This window comes from Streptomyces sp. NPDC015144 (genome assembly GCF_043079735.1).
Classification (GTDB): Bacteria; Actinomycetota; Actinomycetes; order Streptomycetales; family Streptomycetaceae; genus Streptomyces.
The window spans coordinates 1-21011 of sequence record NZ_JBIBUU010000018.1 but is presented as its reverse complement, the minus strand read 5'-3'; the positions used below and the strand labels follow the sequence as shown (position 1 = coordinate 21011).

16 protein-coding genes are annotated in these 21011 nt (G+C 72.8%); 5 read left to right on the top strand and 11 right to left on the bottom strand.

What is annotated here, in order from left to right; genetic code table 11:
- The first annotated feature begins 205 nt into the window (after nucleotides 1–205).
- From ACF08W_RS26580 to ACF08W_RS26560, 5 genes are all read left to right on the top strand, one after another.
- Nucleotides 206–1447: an Ig-like domain-containing protein gene (locus ACF08W_RS26580; protein ID WP_392280746.1), complete on the top strand. Its 1242-nt coding sequence runs from the start codon at nucleotides 206–208 to the stop codon at nucleotides 1445–1447.
- Between the two features lie 124 nt (nucleotides 1448–1571).
- Nucleotides 1572–2339 (top strand): enoyl-CoA hydratase-related protein, encoded by a 768-nt coding sequence (locus ACF08W_RS26575; RefSeq protein ID WP_352277321.1) that lies wholly within the window; start codon nucleotides 1572–1574, stop codon nucleotides 2337–2339.
- A 250-nt stretch (nucleotides 2340–2589) separates the two neighbouring features.
- Nucleotides 2590–3105, top strand: a complete 516-nt coding sequence (locus ACF08W_RS26570; RefSeq protein ID WP_352277322.1) for an ATP-binding protein — start codon at nucleotides 2590–2592, stop codon at nucleotides 3103–3105.
- A 379-nt stretch (nucleotides 3106–3484) separates the two neighbouring features.
- Complete coding sequence (locus ACF08W_RS26565; RefSeq protein WP_392280745.1) at nucleotides 3485–4300, top strand: polysaccharide deacetylase family protein; 816 nt, start codon at nucleotides 3485–3487, stop codon at nucleotides 4298–4300.
- Nucleotides 4300–5490, top strand: a complete 1191-nt coding sequence (locus ACF08W_RS26560) for a hypothetical protein (protein ID WP_385215318.1) — start codon at nucleotides 4300–4302, stop codon at nucleotides 5488–5490. The genes ACF08W_RS26565 and ACF08W_RS26560 overlap by 1 nt, the downstream gene beginning before the upstream one ends.
- Before the next feature lie 28 nt (nucleotides 5491–5518).
- Here ACF08W_RS26560 and ACF08W_RS26555 read toward each other — a convergent pair whose 3' ends face one another.
- The 11 genes from ACF08W_RS26555 to ACF08W_RS26505 form a co-directional block, all read right to left on the bottom strand.
- A complete protein-coding gene (locus tag ACF08W_RS26555; protein ID WP_392280744.1) occupies nucleotides 5519–6157 on the bottom strand; it encodes a GNAT family N-acetyltransferase in 639 nt (212 codons plus the stop codon).
- A 33-nt stretch (nucleotides 6158–6190) separates the two neighbouring features.
- A complete protein-coding gene (locus ACF08W_RS26550; RefSeq protein ID WP_392280743.1) occupies nucleotides 6191–7696 on the bottom strand; it encodes a carboxylesterase/lipase family protein in 1506 nt (501 codons plus the stop codon).
- Nucleotides 7697–7832: 136 nt separating this feature from the next.
- Nucleotides 7833–8840, bottom strand: coding sequence for a terpene synthase family protein (locus ACF08W_RS26545; RefSeq protein WP_392280742.1), 1008 nt, complete (start codon nucleotides 8838–8840; stop codon nucleotides 7833–7835).
- A 524-nt stretch (nucleotides 8841–9364) separates the two neighbouring features.
- Nucleotides 9365–10783: a DUF6177 family protein gene (locus ACF08W_RS26540; RefSeq protein WP_352277330.1), complete on the bottom strand. Its 1419-nt coding sequence runs from the start codon at nucleotides 10781–10783 to the stop codon at nucleotides 9365–9367.
- A gap of 77 nt (nucleotides 10784–10860) precedes the next feature.
- Nucleotides 10861–14832 carry a type VII secretion protein EccCa gene (eccCa, locus tag ACF08W_RS26535; protein ID WP_352277331.1) on the bottom strand — a complete coding sequence of 1324 codons (3972 nt, stop codon included), beginning with the start codon at nucleotides 14830–14832 and terminating at the stop codon, nucleotides 10861–10863.
- 64 nt (nucleotides 14833–14896) lie between these two features.
- Nucleotides 14897–16279: a MinD/ParA family protein gene (locus tag ACF08W_RS26530; RefSeq protein WP_392280741.1), complete on the bottom strand. Its 1383-nt coding sequence runs from the start codon at nucleotides 16277–16279 to the stop codon at nucleotides 14897–14899.
- Nucleotides 16280–16332: 53 nt separating this feature from the next.
- Complete coding sequence (gene eccD, locus ACF08W_RS26525) at nucleotides 16333–17706, bottom strand: type VII secretion integral membrane protein EccD (RefSeq protein ID WP_392280740.1); 1374 nt, start codon at nucleotides 17704–17706, stop codon at nucleotides 16333–16335.
- Between the two features lie 101 nt (nucleotides 17707–17807).
- Nucleotides 17808–18119, bottom strand: coding sequence for a hypothetical protein (locus tag ACF08W_RS26520; protein ID WP_124716277.1), 312 nt, complete (start codon nucleotides 18117–18119; stop codon nucleotides 17808–17810).
- Nucleotides 18120–18322: 203 nt separating this feature from the next.
- Nucleotides 18323–19117 carry a DUF6508 domain-containing protein gene (locus tag ACF08W_RS26515; protein ID WP_385215334.1) on the bottom strand — a complete coding sequence of 265 codons (795 nt, stop codon included), beginning with the start codon at nucleotides 19115–19117 and terminating at the stop codon, nucleotides 18323–18325.
- A 2-nt stretch (nucleotides 19118–19119) separates the two neighbouring features.
- Entirely contained in the window at nucleotides 19120–19521 is a 402-nt protein-coding gene (locus ACF08W_RS26510) for a hypothetical protein (RefSeq protein ID WP_352277338.1), read from the bottom strand.
- Nucleotides 19521–21011, bottom strand: a 1491-nt coding sequence (locus ACF08W_RS26505; protein ID WP_392280739.1) for an ADP-ribosyltransferase, incomplete at its 5' end; no start/stop codon positions are given. The genes ACF08W_RS26510 and ACF08W_RS26505, both read right to left, overlap by 1 nt.

Below are 21011 nucleotides of genomic sequence, written 5' to 3'. Positions count from 1 at the left end.
GCGCCCGGAGCGGGCCCGCGCCCCGGCCCGGACCGGTACCTGAGCCGGTGTCCACCTTGGTACGGAACGGTGACATGCGCGGGGTCATTTCCAGATAGCCGGTGTGATTATCTTTCACCGAGCGTGCACATGCAGCGCGCGGGGGAGGGAACCGAGGTTCCCGGGGCCATGGCGGGGCCAGGCCGTGTGAGGGGAGACGACCACATTGAACGGGCAGCCGATATCGGGGACATCGGCCGGGGCGAACGGCATGCGGGGCAGGCGGCGGACCGCCGGACTGGCCCTGATGACGGGTGCGTTGCTGCTGATGGTGACGGCCTGCGGCGGGGGTGACGAGGCGGGCGGCGCCGGAAAGGGCGGCGGCAAGGCGGGGGACACCTCCGCCTCGACGGCCGTGGTGACCGTGGCGCCCAAGGACGGCGCCGAGTCCGTCGCGACCAGCGGCGCACTGAAGATCTCGGCCGCGGAGGGGAAGCTGACCACGGTCAAGGTCTCCGACCCCAAGGGCGCCGAGGTCGAGGGGAAGATCGCGGCCGACGGCGCGAGCTGGGCCCCGGACCAGCACCTGGCCGCGGCGACCAAGTACAAGGTCCACGCGATCGCCAAGGACTCCAAGGGCCGTGAGTCGGCGAAGGACACCACCTTCACCACGCTCGTCCCGCAGAACACCTTCATCGGGCAGTACACCCCGGAGGACGGTTCCACGGTCGGTGTCGGCATGCCGGTCTCGATCCACTTCACCCGCGGCATCACCGACCCCGAAGCGGTCGAGAAGGCCATCAAGGTGACGGCCGAGCCGTCCGTCCCGGTCGAGGGCCACTGGTTCGGCAACGACCGCCTCGACTTCCGCCCCGAGGACTACTGGGCCGCCGGCACCAAGGTGACCGTCAAGCTCAACCTCGACGGCGTCGAGGGGCGGCCCGGGGTCTACGGCAAGCAGGCCAAGACGATCTCCTTCACCATCGGCCGCAAGCAGGTCAGCACGGTCGACGCGAGCAGCCACCGGATGAAGGTCGTCCGCGACGACCGGCAGATCAAGGACATCCCGATCTCCGCGGGTGCCCCGGCGACCACCACGTACAACGGTCAGATGGTCATCAGCGAGAAGCTCAAGGTGACCCGGATGAACGGTGACACCGTCGGCTTCGGCGGCGAGTACGACATCAAGGACGTGCCGCACGCCATGCGGCTCTCCACCTCGGGCACCTTCATCCACGGCAACTACTGGGGCGGCTCCGGCATCTTCGGGACGACCAACACCAGCCACGGCTGCGTCGGTCTCCAGGACGTGCGCGGCGCCTGGAGCAAGGACACCCCGGCCGCCTGGTTCTTCAACAACTCGCTCATCGGCGACGTCGTGGTCGTGAAGAACTCGAAGGACAAGACGATCCAGCCGGACAACGGCCTCAACGGCTGGAACATGTCCTGGGCCGAGTGGACCAAGTGACTCGCTAGCCGCATACCGGCGGTACGACGACGGGCCCGGCGCCGCGACCAGCGGCACCGGGCCCGTCGCCGTGTGACCGACCGCACGGGCCCCGGCCCCGTTAGCGGCGGTTAACCTGCCTTCCATGACAGCGAATCTCGAAGTACGCGACGGAGTCGGCACGATCCGGCTGGACCGCCCGCCCATGAACGCCCTGGACGTCGCCACCCAGGACCGGCTGCGCGAGCTCGCCGAGGAGGCGACCCGGCGCGAGGACGTGCGCGCCGTGGTCCTCTACGGCGGCGAGAAGGTGTTCGCGGCCGGCGCGGACATCAAGGAGATGCAGGTGATGGACCACGCGGCGATGGTCGTACGGTCCAAGGCGCTCCAGGACTCCTTCACCGCCGTGGCCCGGATCCCCAAGCCCGTCGTCGCCGCCGTCACCGGCTACGCCCTGGGCGGCGGCTGCGAGCTGGCGCTCTGTGCCGACTTCCGGATCGCCGCCGACAACGCCAAGCTGGGCCAGCCCGAGATCCTGCTCGGGCTGATCCCGGGCGCCGGCGGCACCCAGCGCCTCTCCCGGCTGGTCGGCCCCTCCCGGGCCAAGGACCTGATCTTCACCGGCCGTCACGTCCGCGCCGAGGAAGCGCTGACGATCGGTCTGGTGGACCGGGTGGTGCCCGCCGCCGAGGTGTACGAGCAGGCGTACGCCTGGGCCGCCGCGCTGGCGAAGGGCCCGGCCATGGCGCTGCGGGCCGCCAAGGAGTCCATCGACGCCGGCCTGGAGACCGACCTCGACACCGGGCTCACCATCGAGCGGAACTGGTTCGCGGGGCTGTTCGCCACCGAGGACCGGGAGCGCGGGATGCGCAGTTTCGTCGAGGAGGGGCCGGGCAAGGCCAAATTCCTCTGACCGAACGCAAGTTGGGTACAGATTGCCGCCGGTTCATCCGTGCGGGCGGATTGGCCGGGTCCCGGGGGTATCTCGGGGCCCGGTTCCGCATGTGGCCCCCCGGTCCGCACGGGGCGTGATGTCGGTGCAGGTCAGGGGGGCTTTTTCTGGCCGTTTCATGCCACAGGAATATGTCGGGCGACTGGACCGGGGGGTTGCGCACGGGGGGCGTATTCCTTCGGAACGGCCCCGGGGGGCCGGTCTTGCGGCCATGATGGTGCTCATGGCGGGCCTGGAGGGTGTGGATCGGCCGCGACCGCACAGTGGTGCGACAGCGGCGCGCTGTAAGCCGGTATTCGAGGACGAACAGGCTTTCAAGGCGCTGGAGTTGTTCGGGAACCCGGCGGAGGGCGAGGTCCGGCTGCCGTCCCGGCCGGAGTCCGCGGCGACCGCCCGGCGGCTCACCTCCTGCGTCGTGCTGCGGCAGTGGGCACTCTCCCCGCAGATCGCCGAGTACGCCGTGCTGCTCGTCTCCGAGCTGGTCGGCAACGCGGTACGGCACACCGGCGCCCGGGTCTTCGGGCTGCGGATGATGCGCCGCCGGGGCTGGGTCCGGATCGAGGTGCGCGACCCCTCGCGCGGGCTGCCCTGTCTGATGCCGGTCCAGGAGATGGATGTGAGCGGGCGGGGGCTCTTCCTCGTCGACAAGCTCTCCGACCGCTGGGGCGTGGATCTGCTGCCGCGCGGCAAGACCACCTGGTTCGAGATGCGGATCTCCGACCGCTGACCCGGCCGGGGCGTCCTCCCGGTTCCGGCGACCCGCCCCCGGACGCACCGCAGCCCCCGGGATCCGCCGTGGTGCGGCGCTGCGGGGGCTGCTGTGTGGGGACCGTGAAATGGGGGGTGTGTTCACGGCCGCTGGTGACGACCGGGCTCGGGTCATGCGGTCGTGGTACCGACTATGGCAGACGGGCGACCTCTCCACCAAAAGTGCAAATAGCCCATTGGTGGACATAGAAGGACATTCGCCGGAAGAATCGTAGGTGGCATGGGTCACTTACCTGCAAAATCATGAATATCTATGGGGTTGAGTGAATGATTCCTCTGCTTCACCCATATGCCCATAATGTTATCTTCTTCCCGTTCCGCGCCTAGCGTGGCTGAACATGAACGCCTCCGACACTCCGGTGCCCCGCCGCAGCGCGCTGCGCGCGGGAGCGGGGGCCGCCCTCGCCGGTGCCCTCGCCGCCGGATGCGCGGACCATGACACCGCCGCCCGCCCGGCCGTCCCCCGGCCGGACCCGGCGAGCCCGGAGAACCCCGCCGGGGCCGCCCGCTCCCCGTCCCCGCACCCCGCGCCCGGACCGCGCCGCTTCCCCGGCCTGCCGGTCCAGATCGACCACGGCCCGCGCGACCGCCCCCGGGTCGCCCTCACCTTCCACGGCCAGGGCGACCCGGCCATCGCCCGCGCCCTGCTCACCGAGGCCGAACGCGCCCACGCCCGGATCACCGTCCTCGCCGTCGGTACCTGGCTCGACGAACACCCCGGGCTGGCCCGGCGGATCCTCGACGGCGGCCACGAACTCGGCAACCACACCCAGCACCACATCGACATCTCCACGAGGGACGAGGCCGGGGCGTACGCCGAGATCGACGACTGCGCCCGGCGGCTGCGCCGGCTCACCGGCTCCATCGGCACCTGGTTCCGGCCCTCGCGGGCCCGGGACGCCACCCCGCTCGTCCAGCGGCTCGCCGCCCGGGCGGGCTACCCGCACGTCCTCTCGTACGACGTGGACTCCCTCGACTTCACCTCCCCCGGCGCCGCGTCCGTCACCCGCAAGGTGACCGGGGAGATCCGCAACGGATCGGTGGTGAGCCTGCATTTCGGCTACGCGGACACGGTCGCCGCGCTGCCCCTCCTCCTCACCGAAATCGACCGCCGCGGACTGCGTGCGGTGACGACCACGGAGTTGCTGACCTGATGCCTCCCACCACCAAGCGCACCGCGGCCCTGCTCGGGGGCGTGCTGCTGGCCGTACTCACCGGCTGCACCGCCTCCGGCGGCCCGAGCAACGTCCAGGCCGTCGGCAGCGAGGCCGCCGATCCGCCCACCGGGTCCGCCCACGACCGGTCGGCCGTTCCGCCCGGGCTCCCCGGGATGCCCCCGGTGCTCGACACCAAGGACGTCTACTCGGCCGACCGGGGCGAACTCTCCCCGGTGGTCAAGGACTTCCCGGCCCGGATCTACGTCCCCAACACCAACTCCGACACCGTGACCGTGATCGACCCCGCCACGTACAAGGTCATTCGGACGATCAAGGTCGGCCGGCAGCCGCAGCACGTCGTGCCGTCCTGGGACCTGAAGACCCTCTGGGTCAACAACGACCTCGGGGACAGCCTCACGGCCATCGACCCGGCCACCGGGAAGACCGGCCGAACCGTACCGGTCTCCGACCCGTACAACCTCTACTTCACCCCGGACGGCAAGTACGCCGTGGTGATGGCCTCGATGGACAGGCAACTGGTCTTCCGCGACGCCCACACCATGAAGACGGTCAAGGCCGTCCCGGTCGACTGCGAGGGCGTCAACCACGCCGACTTCACCACCGACGGCCGCTACTTCATCGTCTCCTGCGAGTTCTCCGGCGAACTCCTCAAGGTCGACACCGCCGCCCAGAAGGTCGTCGCCCAGCAGAAACTCCCGCTCAAGGGGGCGATGCCGCAGGACGTCAAACTGTCGCCGGACGGCAGCACCTTCTACATCGCGGACATGATGGCCGACGGGGTCTGGGTACTGGACGGGAAGAAGTTCACCACCCCGAAGCTGCTGCCCACCGGCAAGGGCGCCCACGGCCTCTACGTCAGCCGCGACTCCAAGGAGATGTACATCTCCAACCGGGGCGAGGGCTCCGTCTCCGTCTTCGACTTCGCCGGTCGCAAGCTGGTGAAGAAGTGGCACCTGCCCGGCGGCGGCAGCCCCGACATGGGCGGGGTGTCGGCCGACGGCAAGGTCCTCTGGCTGAGCGGCCGTTACAACGCCGAGGTGTACGCGATCGACACCGCCACCGGCAAACAGCTCGCCCGCATCCCGGTCGGCAGCGGCCCGCACGGACTGGCCGTCTACCCGCAGCCCGGCCGGTACTCGCTCGGCCACACCGGGGTCTTCCGCTGACGGAGCGGCCCGGGGCCCGGCCGGCCGCTCACCGTGCGACCAGCAGGGCCTCCGAGCCCACCGGCCGGTACCCCGCCGCCTGGAACGTCCGCACACTGCGGGCGTTCCCGGGCGACTGCTGGGCCCACACCACCGCGTCCGGCACCAGATGCCGGGCCGCCCGTGCCAGCCGTACGCCCAGCCCCCGGCCGCGCGCCTCCTCGTCCACCTCGACGGCGGTCTCCCAGCGGCCCGCGACGCCCCGGCCGAGGACCACCACCCCGCCGTCGGCCGCCCAGACCCGTACGCCGTCGCGGTACTCCAGCGCCCGAGCCACCCTCGGGTGCTCCGGGTCCTCGATCTCCCGCAGCGCGATCTCCGGCTCCCCGGGCAGCGCACCGGCGACCGTCAGCAGGTCGATGGTGTTCATGTGACGGCCGGTACGGGCCAGCAGGGCGCCCAGGAAGTGCGGGTTCATCGTCGCGGCGAGCGGGTCGCCGGGGGTGCCGGCCAGCACGGAGCGCACCCAGCCGGGGTCCTCGTCGAGGAAGACCACCGAATGCGCGGTGAACGCCAGCACGCCCGCGTCCCGGGTGCCGGGCTGCCGCACCACCGTCGTCCCGCCGTCCGCCGGCGGGAACCGCCCCTGTGCCGCGTCCGCCAGAATCCGCGCCAGCGCGCCGTCCACCCGTACCCCCCCGCTCTCGATCGTCCCTCGACCCTAACCCGTGCGGGAGCGGCGGTACGGGGGCCAGCCGCGCAGCTCGTCGTCGCGCGGGGCCCGGACCAGGCGCGGTTCGCCGGGGCCGAAGGCCATCACCGGTCGCGAGGCGTCCCAGGCGGGCCAGCCGGGGTCGCCGGTGCGGGCGAACGCCACCCACGCGGCGTGCATCGCGGCGGCCAGCTCCCGGGGCGCGTCGGCCCCGGCCAGAGCCACCGCGTCCGGCCGGTCCAGGGTGTCGAAGACGAAGGCGATCTCCAGCGCGTGACAGGCCCCGAGCCCCAGCACCGGCGACGGCCAGCCGAACTCGTAGAGCCGGGTGGTCCCCGCCGCCCCGGCCCGGGCGTCGGCCAGCCGGTTCAGCGGGACCCGCAGCAGCAGGTCGGTGGCGAGCGCGCCGAGCAGCTCGCCCGGGGTGGCCCCCGGCCGGTTCGCCCGGTACGTGCGCACGGTGGCGCCCGGCACCCGGAACCTCCGGCGGGCCAGCCCGAGCCCGAGCGCGGAGATCCGCTCGGTCAGCCCGCTGGGGACGAACCAGAGCCGGTACTCCTCGGTGGTCGACCCCATCAGCAGGTCGACCCCGGCCGAGGCGCCGTCCAGCAGCGCCGCCAGCGGATCGCGGGGCAGCAGTTCGCCGTCCACCACCAGATGGAAGGAATGGCCGCCGGTCAGCGGGGAGCCGCCCGCGGTGACCGCGGTCTGCGCGTCCAACAGCGCGCGCGGAGGGACCCCGGCCAGCGCCCCGGCCGTCGCCGCCACCCCGAGCCGCCGGGCGATGAGCTCCGTGGTGCGGCGGGCCGCCCGGCCCGGCGGCAGCGCACCCGGCGCACCGCTCTGCAGGACCGCCCGCCGGAACAGCCCCCCGGCCCCCGGCGCCGCCAGCAGCGCGCCGATGCTGACCGCCCCCGCCGACTCCCCGCACACCGTCACCAGGCCGGGATCGCCGCCGAACCCCGCGATGTTCTCCCGCACCCAGCTCAGCGCGGCGATCTGGTCGAGCAGCCCCCGGTTGGCGGGCGCGTCCGGGAACACCCCGAAACCCTCGACACCGAGCCGGTAGTTGACCGAGACCAGCACCACCCCGTCCCGGGCGAACGCCGTCCCGTCGTACAGCTCCACGGCGGAGGAGCCGTGCAGCAGCGCCCCGCCGTGGATCCAGACGATCACCGGCAGCCGGTCGGGGCCCGGGGACGGCGTCCACACATTGAGGTTGAGGCAGCCGTCGCCCGGCACCCCGGGGTCCGGCAGCAGCCGGTCCAGCGGCGGGGCGTAGGGCCGTTTGGGTGCGGTCGGCCCGAACGCCACGGCCTCCCGCACCCCCTCCCACGGCTCGGGCGGCGCGGGCGCCCCGAACCGCAGGGGGCCGACCGGCGGGGCGGCGTACGGGATGCCGCGGAAGACGGCGACCCCCTGTTCCCAGACGCCGCGCACCCTCCCGTGGGCGGTGGCGGCCAGGGGCGGTGCCCCGGACGGCGGGGCGGATATCGCGGCGGGTACGGCGTCCATGCGGCCAGCCCTTCCTCGGCTCCGAGGCGCCGGGGGCCTGCGCCTTCGCGCCTCTTCGGTTCTGCGGCGCCTCATCGGGGCCGATGACCGATATGTACCCGCTTTCGGGCCGAGGGACCGGGGAAGGGGCGGCGGATCAGGCCGCGAAGTGCTCCGACAGGGAGTCGCGGTCGTCGATCTCGACGAGATCGGGGCGGGTGTAGCGCTCCGCCCGCGCGTGGTAGTCGAAGTCCCCGCGGACCAGCCCCCGGTAGTCCCGCGCGCACCGCTCCAGCGCGGTCCGGGTCTGTCCCTCGATGCCGGCCGCCCCGATCTCCTCTAACAGCTCCCGCTCCGCGCTGCGCACCCGTCGGGCGATCCGGGCGAGTTCGGCGCCCGCCTCGTCGACGGCCTCCTGGAGCGAGCAGCCGCGCTCGCGCTGAATGAGGGCCACCGCGTTGTGCCCGTAGCCGAGCAGCGCCTCCTTCTCGAAGGAGCAGATGTCGTTGCAGAGCCCGGAGTGGTCGGTGACGGCGTGGCGCAGCGCGATGTACGAGGGGAGGCTCCGGGCCGACTCGGGCAGGTCGATCCCGGCGGTGATCTCGTGGAGGTCGAGGAAGGGCTGCATGGCCACCGACTCCCGGCGGTGCGTGATGTATTCGGCGCGGCCGGGGACATGCCCGGTGGCCCGGTCCACGGCCTCCGCGTAATAGGTCCACAGCCAGGAGACGGTGTCCCGGCGGAACTGCCGGATCCAGTGCGCCGGCCGGTCCCGGAACGTCCGGCTCCGCAGCTCGGCCAGGGACCGCTCCATGGCGCCGCGCGGCTCCTCGCCGTCGAGGACGGCCACCAGCCGGTCGATCGCCGGCTCGCACAGGCGCGGATCCCGCCCGGCGGGCCCGTCGTCGAACTCGTCGTCGACGAGGAACGCCCAGAAGAGCCACTGGCAGAAGAGGTCGAGATGGTGCTGCGAGGCGGTGGGGAAGATCAGGGAGATCCAGAGCTCGGGCCTGGTCCGGATCATCTTCTTCCGGGCCGCGGGGGAGAGGGAGAGATCATGGGAGTCCGCCCATTCCCACACGGCCTCCCTGGTCCGTGCGATCCCTGGATTGCAGCCGGCGCTCGGGAACGGCATATGAAAATCCGGCAGCGCGATCTGGCTCATTGATACCCCTCGTCAAAACGGTTCGGATGCGCGGGCGCATGGGTATCCGGCCGGATTCGATTGCGCCGATCGGGTGAGTCCCCCGGGTCGGGCGGTTCGCGTCCACCGGGCGCGGGCGCAGGCGCGGGGCCAGATGCGTCGTGCGGGACGGGACGGACACTTCCTGCTCACTCTCCTTCGCCGGAAGCCGGGGGCGTCGGGGCCGGGCCCAGGGGCCCGTGGTGGTGTCCGCCCTCGGTGCGGGGCGGCGACATCACCATGCGTCACACCCAGTCAACCCCCTGTACCGGTCATAGGGAAGGCATTTGTGACCGAAAGTGCTTGATCGTCGGGAACAAGTGCCCATCTTTTGATCAGCTATTGAGCCCTTGTCGCGTTCCCGGTCTGCGACGGTACGTCCGCGTCCGCGGGCGTGGGTCGCGCGTACGGACACGGCGACGGCCCCGTCCGATGGGTCCGGGACGGGGCCGTTCGGAGGCGGGGCCCCCGGGGCGCTGCGCGCACTCAGGCCGCGCCGCCCCGCTTCACGCGCCCTTCAGATGCCGCATCAGCCGCTCGAACTCCTGCCAGCCCGACAGGTCGGAGGGGTCGCCCGGGAACGGATAGTAGAGCGCCGGACGGGACTTCGGGCCGAGCTGCACCGGCGGCTGCGCCAGCGGGGTGCGCCGGGCGCGGTCGCCCGGCATCTCGCGGACCTCCTCCGCGCCGAGCACGAAGGCCAGCGGCACCCCCGGCCCCTCGAAGTGCGGCGGCACCGCCAGGTCCCGGCGGGCCCGGCGGAGCTGGACCAGCATCGACTGGAGGTGATGGCGGGTCACCAGCGCCTCCGCCACCTTCTCCAACGCCTCCACCGGGGGCTCCTCGTCCCGCCCGTAGCCGAACGCGAGAGTGACGTCCTCCTCCACGCCCGCCTTCGTCCGGCTGATCCGCACCGTGGCCAGCCCCGGCCGGTCCGGGGAGCCGACCACCACGAACCAGGTCGGCTCGGGCGCCCGGTCGAAGGCGACATCGGTCAACCTGCGCAGCGACCACGGCAGGTTGGCAGGTTCGGAGGTGCCCCACCCGGCCGGCGGCTGCCCCGTCAGCTCCTGCCACACCGTCTCCAGGGCCCCGCCCAGCACCAGCCGGTCGTCGGCCGGGTGGACCGTGCGGTACGAGATCGCCAGCTGCCGCTCGCCGCCGTCCACGATCCGCCGGTAGGCGTCGGCCACCGGCGTGCGCGGGTCGTCGGGGGTGGCGTCGGGCGACTCCACCGTGGCGAACAGCCCGTTCTGCCAACGCAGTACGGCGCCGGACAGGCCGTCGTAGTAGCCGTCCTTCTCATCCTGCACCACCCAGCGGGAGGGCCAGCCGCTCAGGCTGTTGCGGACCGCGGGGGAGAGGGTGGTGCCGGGCGAGGTGACGATCTGGAGGCCCAGCTCCGCGTTGGCGGCGGCCCGGAACGCGTCCGACAGCCAGGCCGTCATGGCGATCACCGGGCGGTCCTGGATGATGACGGCCACCTTGTCGGTGAGCACGTCGACGGCGGGCTGCGCGGCGGCAGGCGTGGGCGCCACGCTCACCTGGTCGGTCTTCACCACCGCGACGGAACGGGCGGCCTCCGGCGGCCAGGCGGACCCCTCGGCCAGCAGCGCCACCCGGGCCGCGAAGGTGCCCGCGAGCGCCTCGGCCTCCGCGACGCCCGTCGTCGCCCGCGCCTCCGTCCACCAGAACGGGACCGGCGGCGCGGTCGCCCCGAGCAGCCGCTCCGCCTCGCCCGCCACCTGCACCAGCAGCGGCGCCTCGATCGAGACCAGCGGCCGGCCCTGGTCGTCGCAGAGCTGTACGACGGCCTCCTCGCCGGCCGTCCCCACCAGCTTGTCCGGGCCGCCCGCCAGCAGTGCGGCGAGCACCGTCAGCGGATCGGGCATGCGCGAGGTGAGGGCGATGACGTCCTTGGTCATGTGGTCGGCCGTTCCTTCTTCGTCCGGGGTGCGGAAGCGCGGTGGGGCGGCCCGGGATGCGGGCCGCCCCCGGTGCGTTACTCCGCGGTGTACACGGTCTGGATCAGGCGGTGGGGCTGGCCCCTGCGGATGAACACCCCGCGCCCCGGCGGCTGCTGGGACGCGTACACGCCGGGGAAGAGCTGGCCCTCGCTGCGGTCGCCCGCCATCAGGAGCGCCGACGCCCCCGACTCGCGCAGCCCCAGCACCAGCGGGTCGTACATGCCGCGCGAGGCACCCGCGACCCGCCGGGTCAGCACGAAGTGCAGCCCGATGTCGACGGCGGAGGGGATGTACGGCAGGAACGGCTCCAGCGGCGACTGTCCGGCCGTGGTCAGCACGTCGTAGTCGTCGACCAGGATCACGATCCGCGGACCGCTGCCCCAGCTGCCGGGCTCCAGGTCCTCGGTGTCCGTCCGCTCGTCCGGCAGCCGCTTCTCCAGCTCGGTCGCGATCCCGGCGGACAGCCCGGCGCACATCTTCGGGTTGTACGCGTACCCGCCGCGGAACTCCTCCGGGATCGCGCCGCGCAGCCCGCGCCGCGGGTCCATGACGGCGAAGACCAGCTCCTCCTCGCCGTACCGCTCGATCAGCCCCTGCGCCACGGTCTTCAGCAGGTTCGTCTTGCCGCACTCGCTGTCGCCGAGGATCAGCAGGTGCTGGTCGTGGTGGAACAGGTCGAGCAGCGCGGGCGCCAGCGCCGTCTGGTCCAGGCCGATCGGCACCCGCTTGGGCTCGGCGACCGGGCCGGGCAGCAGCCGCGGCTCCAGCAGGTGCGGCAGGACCCGCACCGGCTGGGCGACCTCGCCGCTCCAGGTGGCCCGGACGGTACGGGCGGTGTGCTCCAGCACCGAGCCCAGGTCCGACGCGTCCCCCAGCCCGTCCGTACGCGGCAGCGCGACCTGGGCGAAGAGCTTGCCGTCGGTGAGGATGCGGCCCGGCTCGTCCGGCGACAGGGTCTGCGCCAGCTTCCGGTCGATGCTCGACTCGCTCGGGTCGTTCAGCCGCAGCTCCACCCGGGTGCCGAAGTTCGACTGGGTGGCGATGCGCACGTCGTTCCAGCGGAGCATGCCCGCCACCACGTGGATGCCGTAGCCGCCCCCGCGCTTGAGGATGTCCACGACGGCGTCGTCCAGCTCGTCGAAGTCGTCGCGCAGCGCCCCGAAACCGTCGATGACCAGCACGATCTCGGCGGACGCCAGCTGCGGCAGCCGGCCCGCCGCGTGCAGCGAACGCAGCTGCTCCACCGAGTCGATGCCGTGCTCGCGGAAGAGGTCCTCGCGGACCGCGAGCATCCCGCGCACCTCCTCGACGGTGCGCCCGGCCCGTTCCCGGTCCGCGCGGCCCGCGACCCCGCCGACGTGCGGCAGCCCGGAGACCGCCTGGAGCCCGCCGCCGACCAGGTCGAGCCCGTAGACACCGACCTCCTGCGGGGTGTGGGTCAGCGCCAGGGAGAGCGCCAGGGTGCGCAGCAGCGTCGTCTTGCCGGACTGCGGACCGCCGATGACCGCGGCGTGGCCGCCCGCCACCGTGAGGTCCAGGTACCACTCGCCCTGCCACTGCCGGGTCGGGTCGTCGAGCAGCCCGAGCGGCACCTGGAGCGGGCCGCGCCGCTTCGCCAGCTGCATCCCGCGCGGCCCCACGTCCAGTGGCCCCGCCACCCGGTCCAGGGCGACGGCCTGCGGCAGCGGCGGAAGCCAGATCCGGCGCACCGGACCGGCCGCCTCGCGCAGCTGGTCGACGACGACACCCATCTCGGTCGGCCCGGTCTCCCGGCGCCGCACCTTCGGCTCCTCCTCCGCGCGCTCCGGCTCGGCGAGGGTGTTGAACGCCTCGTACTCCAGGGCGAGCGGACCGGTGTCCTCCTCCTGGTCGCGCTGGACCGGGCCCCGGTACGCGCCGGAGACGTAGCTCGCCTTGAACCGCTCGTAGTGGCTGGTGTCGACCTTCAGATAGCCGAAACCGGGCAGCGGCGGCAGATGGAAGGCGTCCGTGGTGTCCAGGACCGTCCGCGACTCGTCGGCGGAGAACGTCCGCAGCCCGAGCCGGTACGACAGATAGGTGTCCAGGCCCTTGAGCTTGCCGCCCTCGATGCGCTGGCTGGACAGCAGCAGATGCACCCCGATGGAGCGGCCGATCCGGCCGATGGAGAGGAACAGGTCGATGAAGTCCGGCTTGGCGGTGAGGAGTTCACCGAACTCGTCGATCACCACGAAGAGGTGCGGCAGCGGGTCCAGATCGGGCCGCCGCTCCGCGCGCAGCGCCGCGTAGTGGCCGATGTCCGCGACGTTCCCCGCGTCCTTCAGCACCTGCTGGCGGCGCTTGACCTCACCGGCGAGCGAGGCGTGCACCCGCTCGACCAGCCCCGCCTGGTTCTCCAGGTTGGTGATCACCCCGGCCACGTGCGGCAGTTCGGCGAACGGGGCGAAGGTCGCACCGCCCTTGTAGTCGACCAGGACCAGCGCCAGGTCCTCCGGCGGATGGGTGGCCACCAGCGCCAGGACCAGGGTGCGCAGCAGCTCCGACTTGCCGGAACCGGTGGCCCCGACGCAGAGCCCGTGCGGGCCCATGCCCAGCTCGGAGGACTCCTTCAGGTCCAGCAGCACCGGCTGGTGGGAGTCGCTGATACCGATCGGCACCCGCAGGAAGGCCCGTTCGCCGCGCGGCGCCCACAGGTACGACAGGTCGAGCTGCGCCACGTCGTCGATGCCGAGCAGATCCGCGAAGTCGACCGGACCGGACAGCGGCGCGTCCACCATCGACTCGGCGGACAGCCGCATCGGCGCCAGCATCCGGGCGAACCCCTCGGCGAACGGGATGGACACCTCGTCCACCGTGCCGTGCGCGCTGATCGGCTCCTGCTCGCGCAGGTCCTCGATGACGACCGCGTCGCCGTCCACGGTGATCCGGACGCTGACGTGCCCCGGCTCCTGGACCCGGTGCTCCAGCAGGTGCAGCACGGTGACGCCCATCTCGCGCAGCCCGACCGCGTCGTCCGGCCGCGGCAGCTCCACCGCGTCCTCGCCGTGCCCGTCGGTCACGACGAGCAGCCGGGAGGTCATGGCCAGCGCGTCCTTGCCGGACAGCCCGCGCCGCACCTCCGCCGCGTACGAGGCCCGGCGGCGCAGCTCCGCACCGATCTGACGGGCCAGCTGCGGCGCCGACGGGGCGATCCGCCGGGCGGCGACCGGTCCGTCGAACTGGTCCGGGTCCAGCAGATGCGGCATCCACTTGGCCCACTCCCACTCCGCCAACCGGTCGCCCGGCACCGCGAGCGCCATCGCCACGTCGTCCGGGGCGTGCGTGGCGGCGGTCTGCACGAGCAGGGCGCGCGCGACGCGCAGCCCGTCCTCGCGTGGCCCGATGACGCTGATGTTGCCGACCCGGTCCAGCGGGACGGTCAGCGGGAGCTCGGTCCCGGTACGGAACCGGTCCATCAGCGCGGACGCCTCGTTGAGCATGAAGGTGTCGGGCGGCGACAGGACCGACGAACCCTGCTGGGCGACGGTCAGGTCACGGACCGGCATCTCGCCCGTGCCGACCCGCACCCGCAGGAAGTCGCCGTCCGTCCGGCGCCGCTCCCAGAGCCGGGCCGGGTCGCGGACTATGTCGTACAGGGCGTGCGGCGGCGGGTTGAGGACGGCGGCCCGCTCGGCCCGCTCGCGCTCCTCGACGGACAGCTTCTCGCGCAGGTCCTCCAGGTACGCCAGATACGCCTCGCGCTGGGTGCGGCGGGTGCGCTGCGCCTTGCCGCGCTGCGAGAAGACCAGCGTGAGGGAGCCGATCACGGTGACGACGAGGATGATCGCCCCGAGCCCGGCGAACTGGCTGTTGCGCACCACCGTCATCATCACGACGGAGGACATCACCCCGGCGACGGGCAACAGCGACATGGCGATGTTGCCCGACTTGCCCTCGGGCAGGTTCGGCGGCGCCTCGATGGTGCGCGCCTCGGAGGCGGCCGGCGGCCGGGTGGTCCGGGCCGGGCGGTGGATCAGTCGGGTACTCATCGTCGTCCGTCACTCGGGGTCGGGCGGGGCATCGGTGGGATCGGGCCGGCCGGCGGCCAGGCGGTCAGTGGTACTGCTGCGACAGCCGGAACACGTCGGCGGCGAGCCGGGTGGCCGCCTCCCGCGTCGCGTGCGCCAGCAGCTCGGTGCGGATCTCCCCGCCGGCCGCCAGATGCCGGTCGTACGGCAGGATCTGGACGCTCGCACCGGTGGCCGTCAGCTTCTGGGCGGCCTGGTCGAGGTCGAGCCCGGAGTGCGGCACCAGCTCGCTGAGCACCACGACCGTCCCGGCGATCACCTGCCGGGGCAGCGACTGCATCCACGTCAGGACCGCGTACGTGCTGGTGATGCCCTCCAGCGTGGCGGGGGCGGTCAGCACCCGGGCCTGCGCGGCGGAGAGCGCGACCCGGGCGACCTCGGCGGGCAGCGTCTCGCAGTCGACGACCGTGACGCCGAAGTAGCGGCGCAGCGACACCATCACCCGCTCGTACGCCCGGCTGTCCAGCATCGCGCCGATCTGGCCCTGACTGCCGGGCAGCAGCCAGGCGTTGCCCGGGAGCTGCACCAGATAGCCGGTGATGTCCAGCAGCGACATCTGCGGCTCGATGATCCCCGCCAGGTCGCCGGTGGTCCACCGGAGCGACTCGGCGCCCAGCCGCAGCGGCAGTGAGCCGAGCGCCGGATCGGCCTCGACGAGGAGCACCGGGTCCTGCCGGTAGTGCGCGTACGTGGCGCCCAGCAGCGCGGCCACCGTCGTCTTGCCCGCGCCGCCCCGGATGGACGTCACGGCGATCTGCCGGCCGGTGGTCACCGGCTGCTGGAGCGTCTCGGCGGTGGCGGTGGTCCGGGCCACCTCGCGCGCCGCCGAGGAGGACACGCTCACCCGCAGCGCCCGCGCGGCCCGCGCGGCGAACGGCTCCCCGCGCCGCGCCTTCCGCCCGACCCCGGCCAGCCCCCGGTCCACCACGGGCCGGGAGTCGGGGGCGCGGTGCGGCGCACGGGTGGAGGGGGTGTACTCGGCGGGCGGCTGCTGGTGCGGCTGCGGCTGCGGCTGCGGCTGGTGGGGCTGGGGCTGTGCCTGGGGCTGCTGGTGCGGGGGCTGAGCGACGACCGGGGCGGCCACCACGTGCTGCTCCTGGTACCCGGGGTGCTGCTGGTACTGCTCCTGCTGCGCCGCGTACTGGGCGTACTGCTCCTGCTGCGCGGCGTACTGCGCGTACTGCTCCTGCTGGGCCGCGTACTCGGCCTGCTGCTGCGGCACGCCGTACGCCTGCTGCTGCGCGGGCGCGGCATGGGGCTGCTGCTGTCCCTGCGCGGGGGCGGCGTACCCCTGGTCCTGCTCGGGAGCCGCGTACCCCTGGGCCTCGGGGCCCCGCGCGTTCTCCTGGGCGGCGCCGTTCCTCATGGCGCGCAGCACATCGCCCTGCCAGTTTTCTTCGTTCGGCATGTCGGCCCTTCTCTTGCGCCCCGCTGCCCCGCCCGGAGCACCTGCGCGTCGACTCAGAACTTGTTGAGCAGCTGTCCGTACACGCCGAACACACCGACGGCCAGCGGGAAGAGCCCCACCACCCCGATGGATTCGACCAGGTCGGCCATCCGTCGCAGCCGGACCTGCACATGCTCGGGCGGCTGCACCGCCAGGACGAGCAACGGCAGCACCGAGGCCACCACCAGCAGGGCGAGCGGCCCGGCACCCCCGGCGTGCTCCGTCCACAGCACCACCAGACGCACGGTCAGGACGGCCGCGGCGGCGAAGAGCGCCACGACCTCGGCGACCAGCGGGAAGGCCCGAGCCCGGGAGAGCAGCACCAGCGCCACCAGCGAGGGCAGCGCCACGGTCCACACGGACGGCTTGTCCGCCAGGGTGAGCAGCCAGCCACCGGCCGCCGCGGAGACCGCGGTGACCACCGTCGCCAGGGCGAGACCCCGGTGGGTGGCGGCCAGCGCGTTGCCCACCTGGTGGCGGCTGACGGAAGTACCGGCGGAGCGGCGGTCGTCGAGCGCGGTGAGCCCGGACGCCGCCAGCGCCAGCCGGGGCAGCAGCCCCAGCAGGACGACGGAGAAGACGGCCATCACGGCACCGAGCCGGGCCAGGTCGTCCTGGACGGCGGCGACCGCCTCCCACACCAGCGTGATCGCGGTGATGGCGGCGGCCCCGATGAGCCCGCCCCGGCCCAACGGGGAGAAGTAGCCGAGCAGCACCAGCGTCAGGACCAGCGCGGCGGCCACGGCGGCCAGCCGCGCGGTCCCCGGCCAGTCGTACGCGTCCGCGGCGGTCCAGGCGGCGAGCACCCCGACGCTGCCGGAGCCCAGCAGCAGCGCGGTCGCCAGCCCCCGGTTGCCCTGCCCGATCTTCGCGATGAGCGCACCGGCCGCCATCAGGAGGAGCGTGACGACGGCGAGCACGCCGGTCAGCGCGTCCAGGGCGAACTCGCGCCGGGCGAGCAGCGCGGCGACCACCGCGAAGGCCACCGACCCCACACCCGCGCTCGTCCGCCGCGCGGAGGGACGCCAGCGCCAGGTCTGCAGATCGAGGTCGTCGGCGACCAGATCGGTGACGTCGTGCACGACCGGCGCCGGGGGAGCGGAGTGGGCTCGCACCAGCCGGAGCACCGCACCGTCCGCGATGCCCACCGAGGACAGCGTGGAGTCGTGCGGGAGCGCGGAGCCGTCCGAGGTGATCAACTGCCGGGTCATCGGACGCGCGGCGGCCCGGTCGTCCAGCAATTGGAGGATGTCCGGCAGCAGTTGCCCGATCGGGGTGTCGGACGGCAGGACGATATCGGCCCGGCGCCGCTCACCGACCAGAGTCACCCGGCTGAGCTGCGCTCGGGAAGTCGTTGCTGTGCTCACCACTTTACGGGAACCTATCATCGCGACGTTGTGAGGAGTCGGGCGCCGTGTGCCGATGCCACCGGCGCCTTTCGATCCCCGATCACGGGGAAATCCTCATGGAATTCTGGAGAGTTGCCGACCTATTGGGGATTCTTCGTCGATTCCCCGGTCTTATCCGGTTGCGCCGTTTTCGCCGGCTGCTGGTACTGCTGTTCCTGACGCTGCTGCTTCTGCTGTTCGGCCTTCTGCTTCTCCAGCATGTTCTGGACGAAGGACCATCCCACACACCCCGCGCACAGCACGGCGGCGATGGCGATCCCTGCGAACACCTTTCCCAGCCGCTCGTCGGCGGTACGCCGGGCCCGCTGCGCGCCGAACAGCAGCGCGTCACGCATCCTGCGCCGGCGTACCGCCACCGACTCCAGGAGTTGGCTGTCGTAATCCCGTGCCATTCGTCTCGTCGTCCGTTGCCTCGGTCGTGCGTCGCCTCGGTCGTGCGTCGCTTCGGTCGTACGCGGTGCCGGCCCCGGTCCTCCGGTCGGCGGCACACTACGGGAATCCCCCTGATTGACTCCTGAAACATAGAGCATGCGCGAGGGGCGGTACAGCCGGGGCCGAGCCGTGGGCACCCCTCGCGAACGGCCTTCCGCGCACGTCAGGAAGGAGCCTGCGGGCTGCCCGTCACCGCTTCGTACCAGGCGCACAACGACTCGGCCACGGCATCGAGCAGACCGCTCGCCGCCGCCTGCGCGATCGTCCCGTCGGCGAACCGCTCCCCGCGCACCACGGCCGTGGCCGCCCGTACCGCGTCGGCCGGAGCGAGCCGTCCCCCGGCGGGTACGGCCGGCGGCGGATTGCGCATCCACAGATAGGCGGGGGTCACGGCGCCGACCCCGGACAGCGCGCGGACCAGCCGCAGCAGAGCTGTGCCGTGGACCGGGTGGCCGATCCGCAGGGTGCCGTCCGGCTGCCGGCCGCTCCCGGACCACCGCACCTCGCGGTCCCCGTCCGTGAGCCCGGCGTGCGCCGCCGCCAGCTCCCGCCACGCGTCGGCGTTCTCCCGGTCGAGCCCGGCCAGCAGCCGCCGGTCGTCGCCCGCGGTGACGGCACGGGTCAGCCCCTTGAGCGCCTCCAGGGACGGGGCCGCGCCCGGGAGACCGGGCACGATCCGGCCGATCTCCCCCGGCGCGGGCCCGCCCGCCGCCCCGGCGAGCGCCGCCGAGGGCGCCAGCCCGCGCGCCTTGGCATCCGCGAACCACGAGGCCCAGGCGAGCCCCGCCCGGTCCCCGGCCGCGTCCCCGGCGGGCCGCAGCAGCCAGCCGGCGGCATCGTCCGCGTCGGCACCCCAGGGGTAGCCCATGACCTCGCCCTCGTCGTCGACGACGGTGAGGTACCGGACGGGACCGTCGGTCGTACTGCGGTAGCGCGGCCTTCCGGGTGCGTAGGACATGGTCAGCTCGCTTCGGCGAGGCTCCGCACCGCGTCGGCGTTGGGCGCCTCGGCCAAGGAACCGGGCACGACATGGCTGCTCTTCGTCGGGTCCGACTGCTCGATCATCTCTGCCAGGGCAGCGGTCGGAGCCAGCCCCCGGGCCTTCGCGTCGTGGAGCTTCCGGGCCCACCGGCCGCCCTTGTTGAAGGCCTCGTCGCCGCCCGCCGCGCGAACCAGCCAGCCGGCGGCGTCGTCCGCGTCGTTCGCCCACACGTAGCCGATGATCCCGCCCGACCGGTCCGCCACCGTCAGGTACTGGACGGGCTTGTCGGACCGTGAGCCGTAGCGCGGCGGACCCCCGGGGGCCTGGTTGAACAACAGATCCTCGTTCAGCCGCGGATTGGGCCGCTGTTCGCCACTCATCAGTGCGCCACTCCCTTGTTAGGCGGCATGACCTCGCCGTAGACCTGGACCTGACCATTTTCCATAAAGACGCGGGTCACCTTGAACTCGGAACCGCGGGCCAGGAGCAGTTCCCGCTCCGACGCGTCGAACTTGGACACCTTCTCCAGCCACAGCGCGGGCGTCCCCTTCGGTACCCGCAGGTGGAGGATCGCCTCCTTGCCCGCGAAGCTGTCCACCGGATGATTGCCGAGGGACGTAGAGGTGTAGCCCTTGTCCGGGTACGTCTGGCCCAGCATGTCGTACGGGGAGTCGAGTTTGAGGTGGCCCAGACCGGTACCCCGGACGATCATGATGTCGTCGGGCACCGGGCGGGTCGACATGACCCGGTCCATTTCGGCGATGTTGTGGAGTACCTCGGGGCGCGGGCCGTACCCGGCGGTGCCCCGCAGGTATCCGTTCATGTCGTGGTACGAGGGGAACGTCTCACCGGTGTAGTCCCAGAGCGCCTGCTTCGCGGACGGGTCCAGATTGTCCACGTAGTCGTTCCAGTAGTCCTGGCCGTACCTCATCGCCGCGACATCGTCCGCGAACGGGAGTGTGCCGTCCGCGAGTTCCGCTGCGGCCACGCGGTGCTTCTCGGCCGTACTGAGGTCGTCGAAGTCGTCGGCCGACATATGCGGCCGGTACGTGAAGTCGTCGCCCGCGCCGCCGTGCGCCGCGCCGTCCGGGCCGTTGTGGGCGCCGGGCGGGCTGGTGGCGTCGTCGGCGCCGTGGACGAGGTCGTCGGGGGTGCCGTGCGGGTCGGGGTGGCCGGTGTGCGCCGCGTCGTCGGTGTGGCCGGCCGCGTCGTCCGCGTGCCCGCCGGGCCCGTTGTCGTGCCCGCCGTTGTGCGGTCCGTCGTTGTGCGGGCCTCCGCCGGAGGGGCCGTCGTGTCCGTGCGCGCCGGGGCCGTCGTGGGACGGGGCGTGCGGGGTGTCCGGCGTGTGCGGGGTGCCGGGCAGATCGTGGCCGGGGGTGTGGAACCCGTTCGGCGGGAGGTTGTGCCCGGGGGCGGTGGGGAAGTGGTCGGTGGGGACGTGGCTGGTGACGCCGCCCGGGACGTGGTTCCCCGGGCCGTACGAGGCGTTGTCGAATCCGCCGCCGGGAACGTGATTGCCGCCCGGGACGTGGCTCCCGGGGCCGTACGACACGTTGTCGAAGCCGCCGCCGGGCGGGTACGACGGCATGTCGGGGATGCCGTGCCCCGCGTGCACGCCCGCCGGGACAGGCTGCTGGAGCTGCCAGGACTTCGGCAGGCCCGAGGTGCCCGGGACCGTTTCGTGCGGGATCGGAGTCGTCTCGACCACGCCGTTCGGGGCGACCAGGTTGCCGTTCGGTTCCAGGAGTCGCCCGTCGGGCAACTGCACCGATCCATCCGGGAGTTTGGGGATCTCGATGTTGGAGATGCCCTTGAGGCCCTTGGTGATGTCACCGATCTTGGAGAGTCCGGAGCCGGCGCCCTTGGCGAT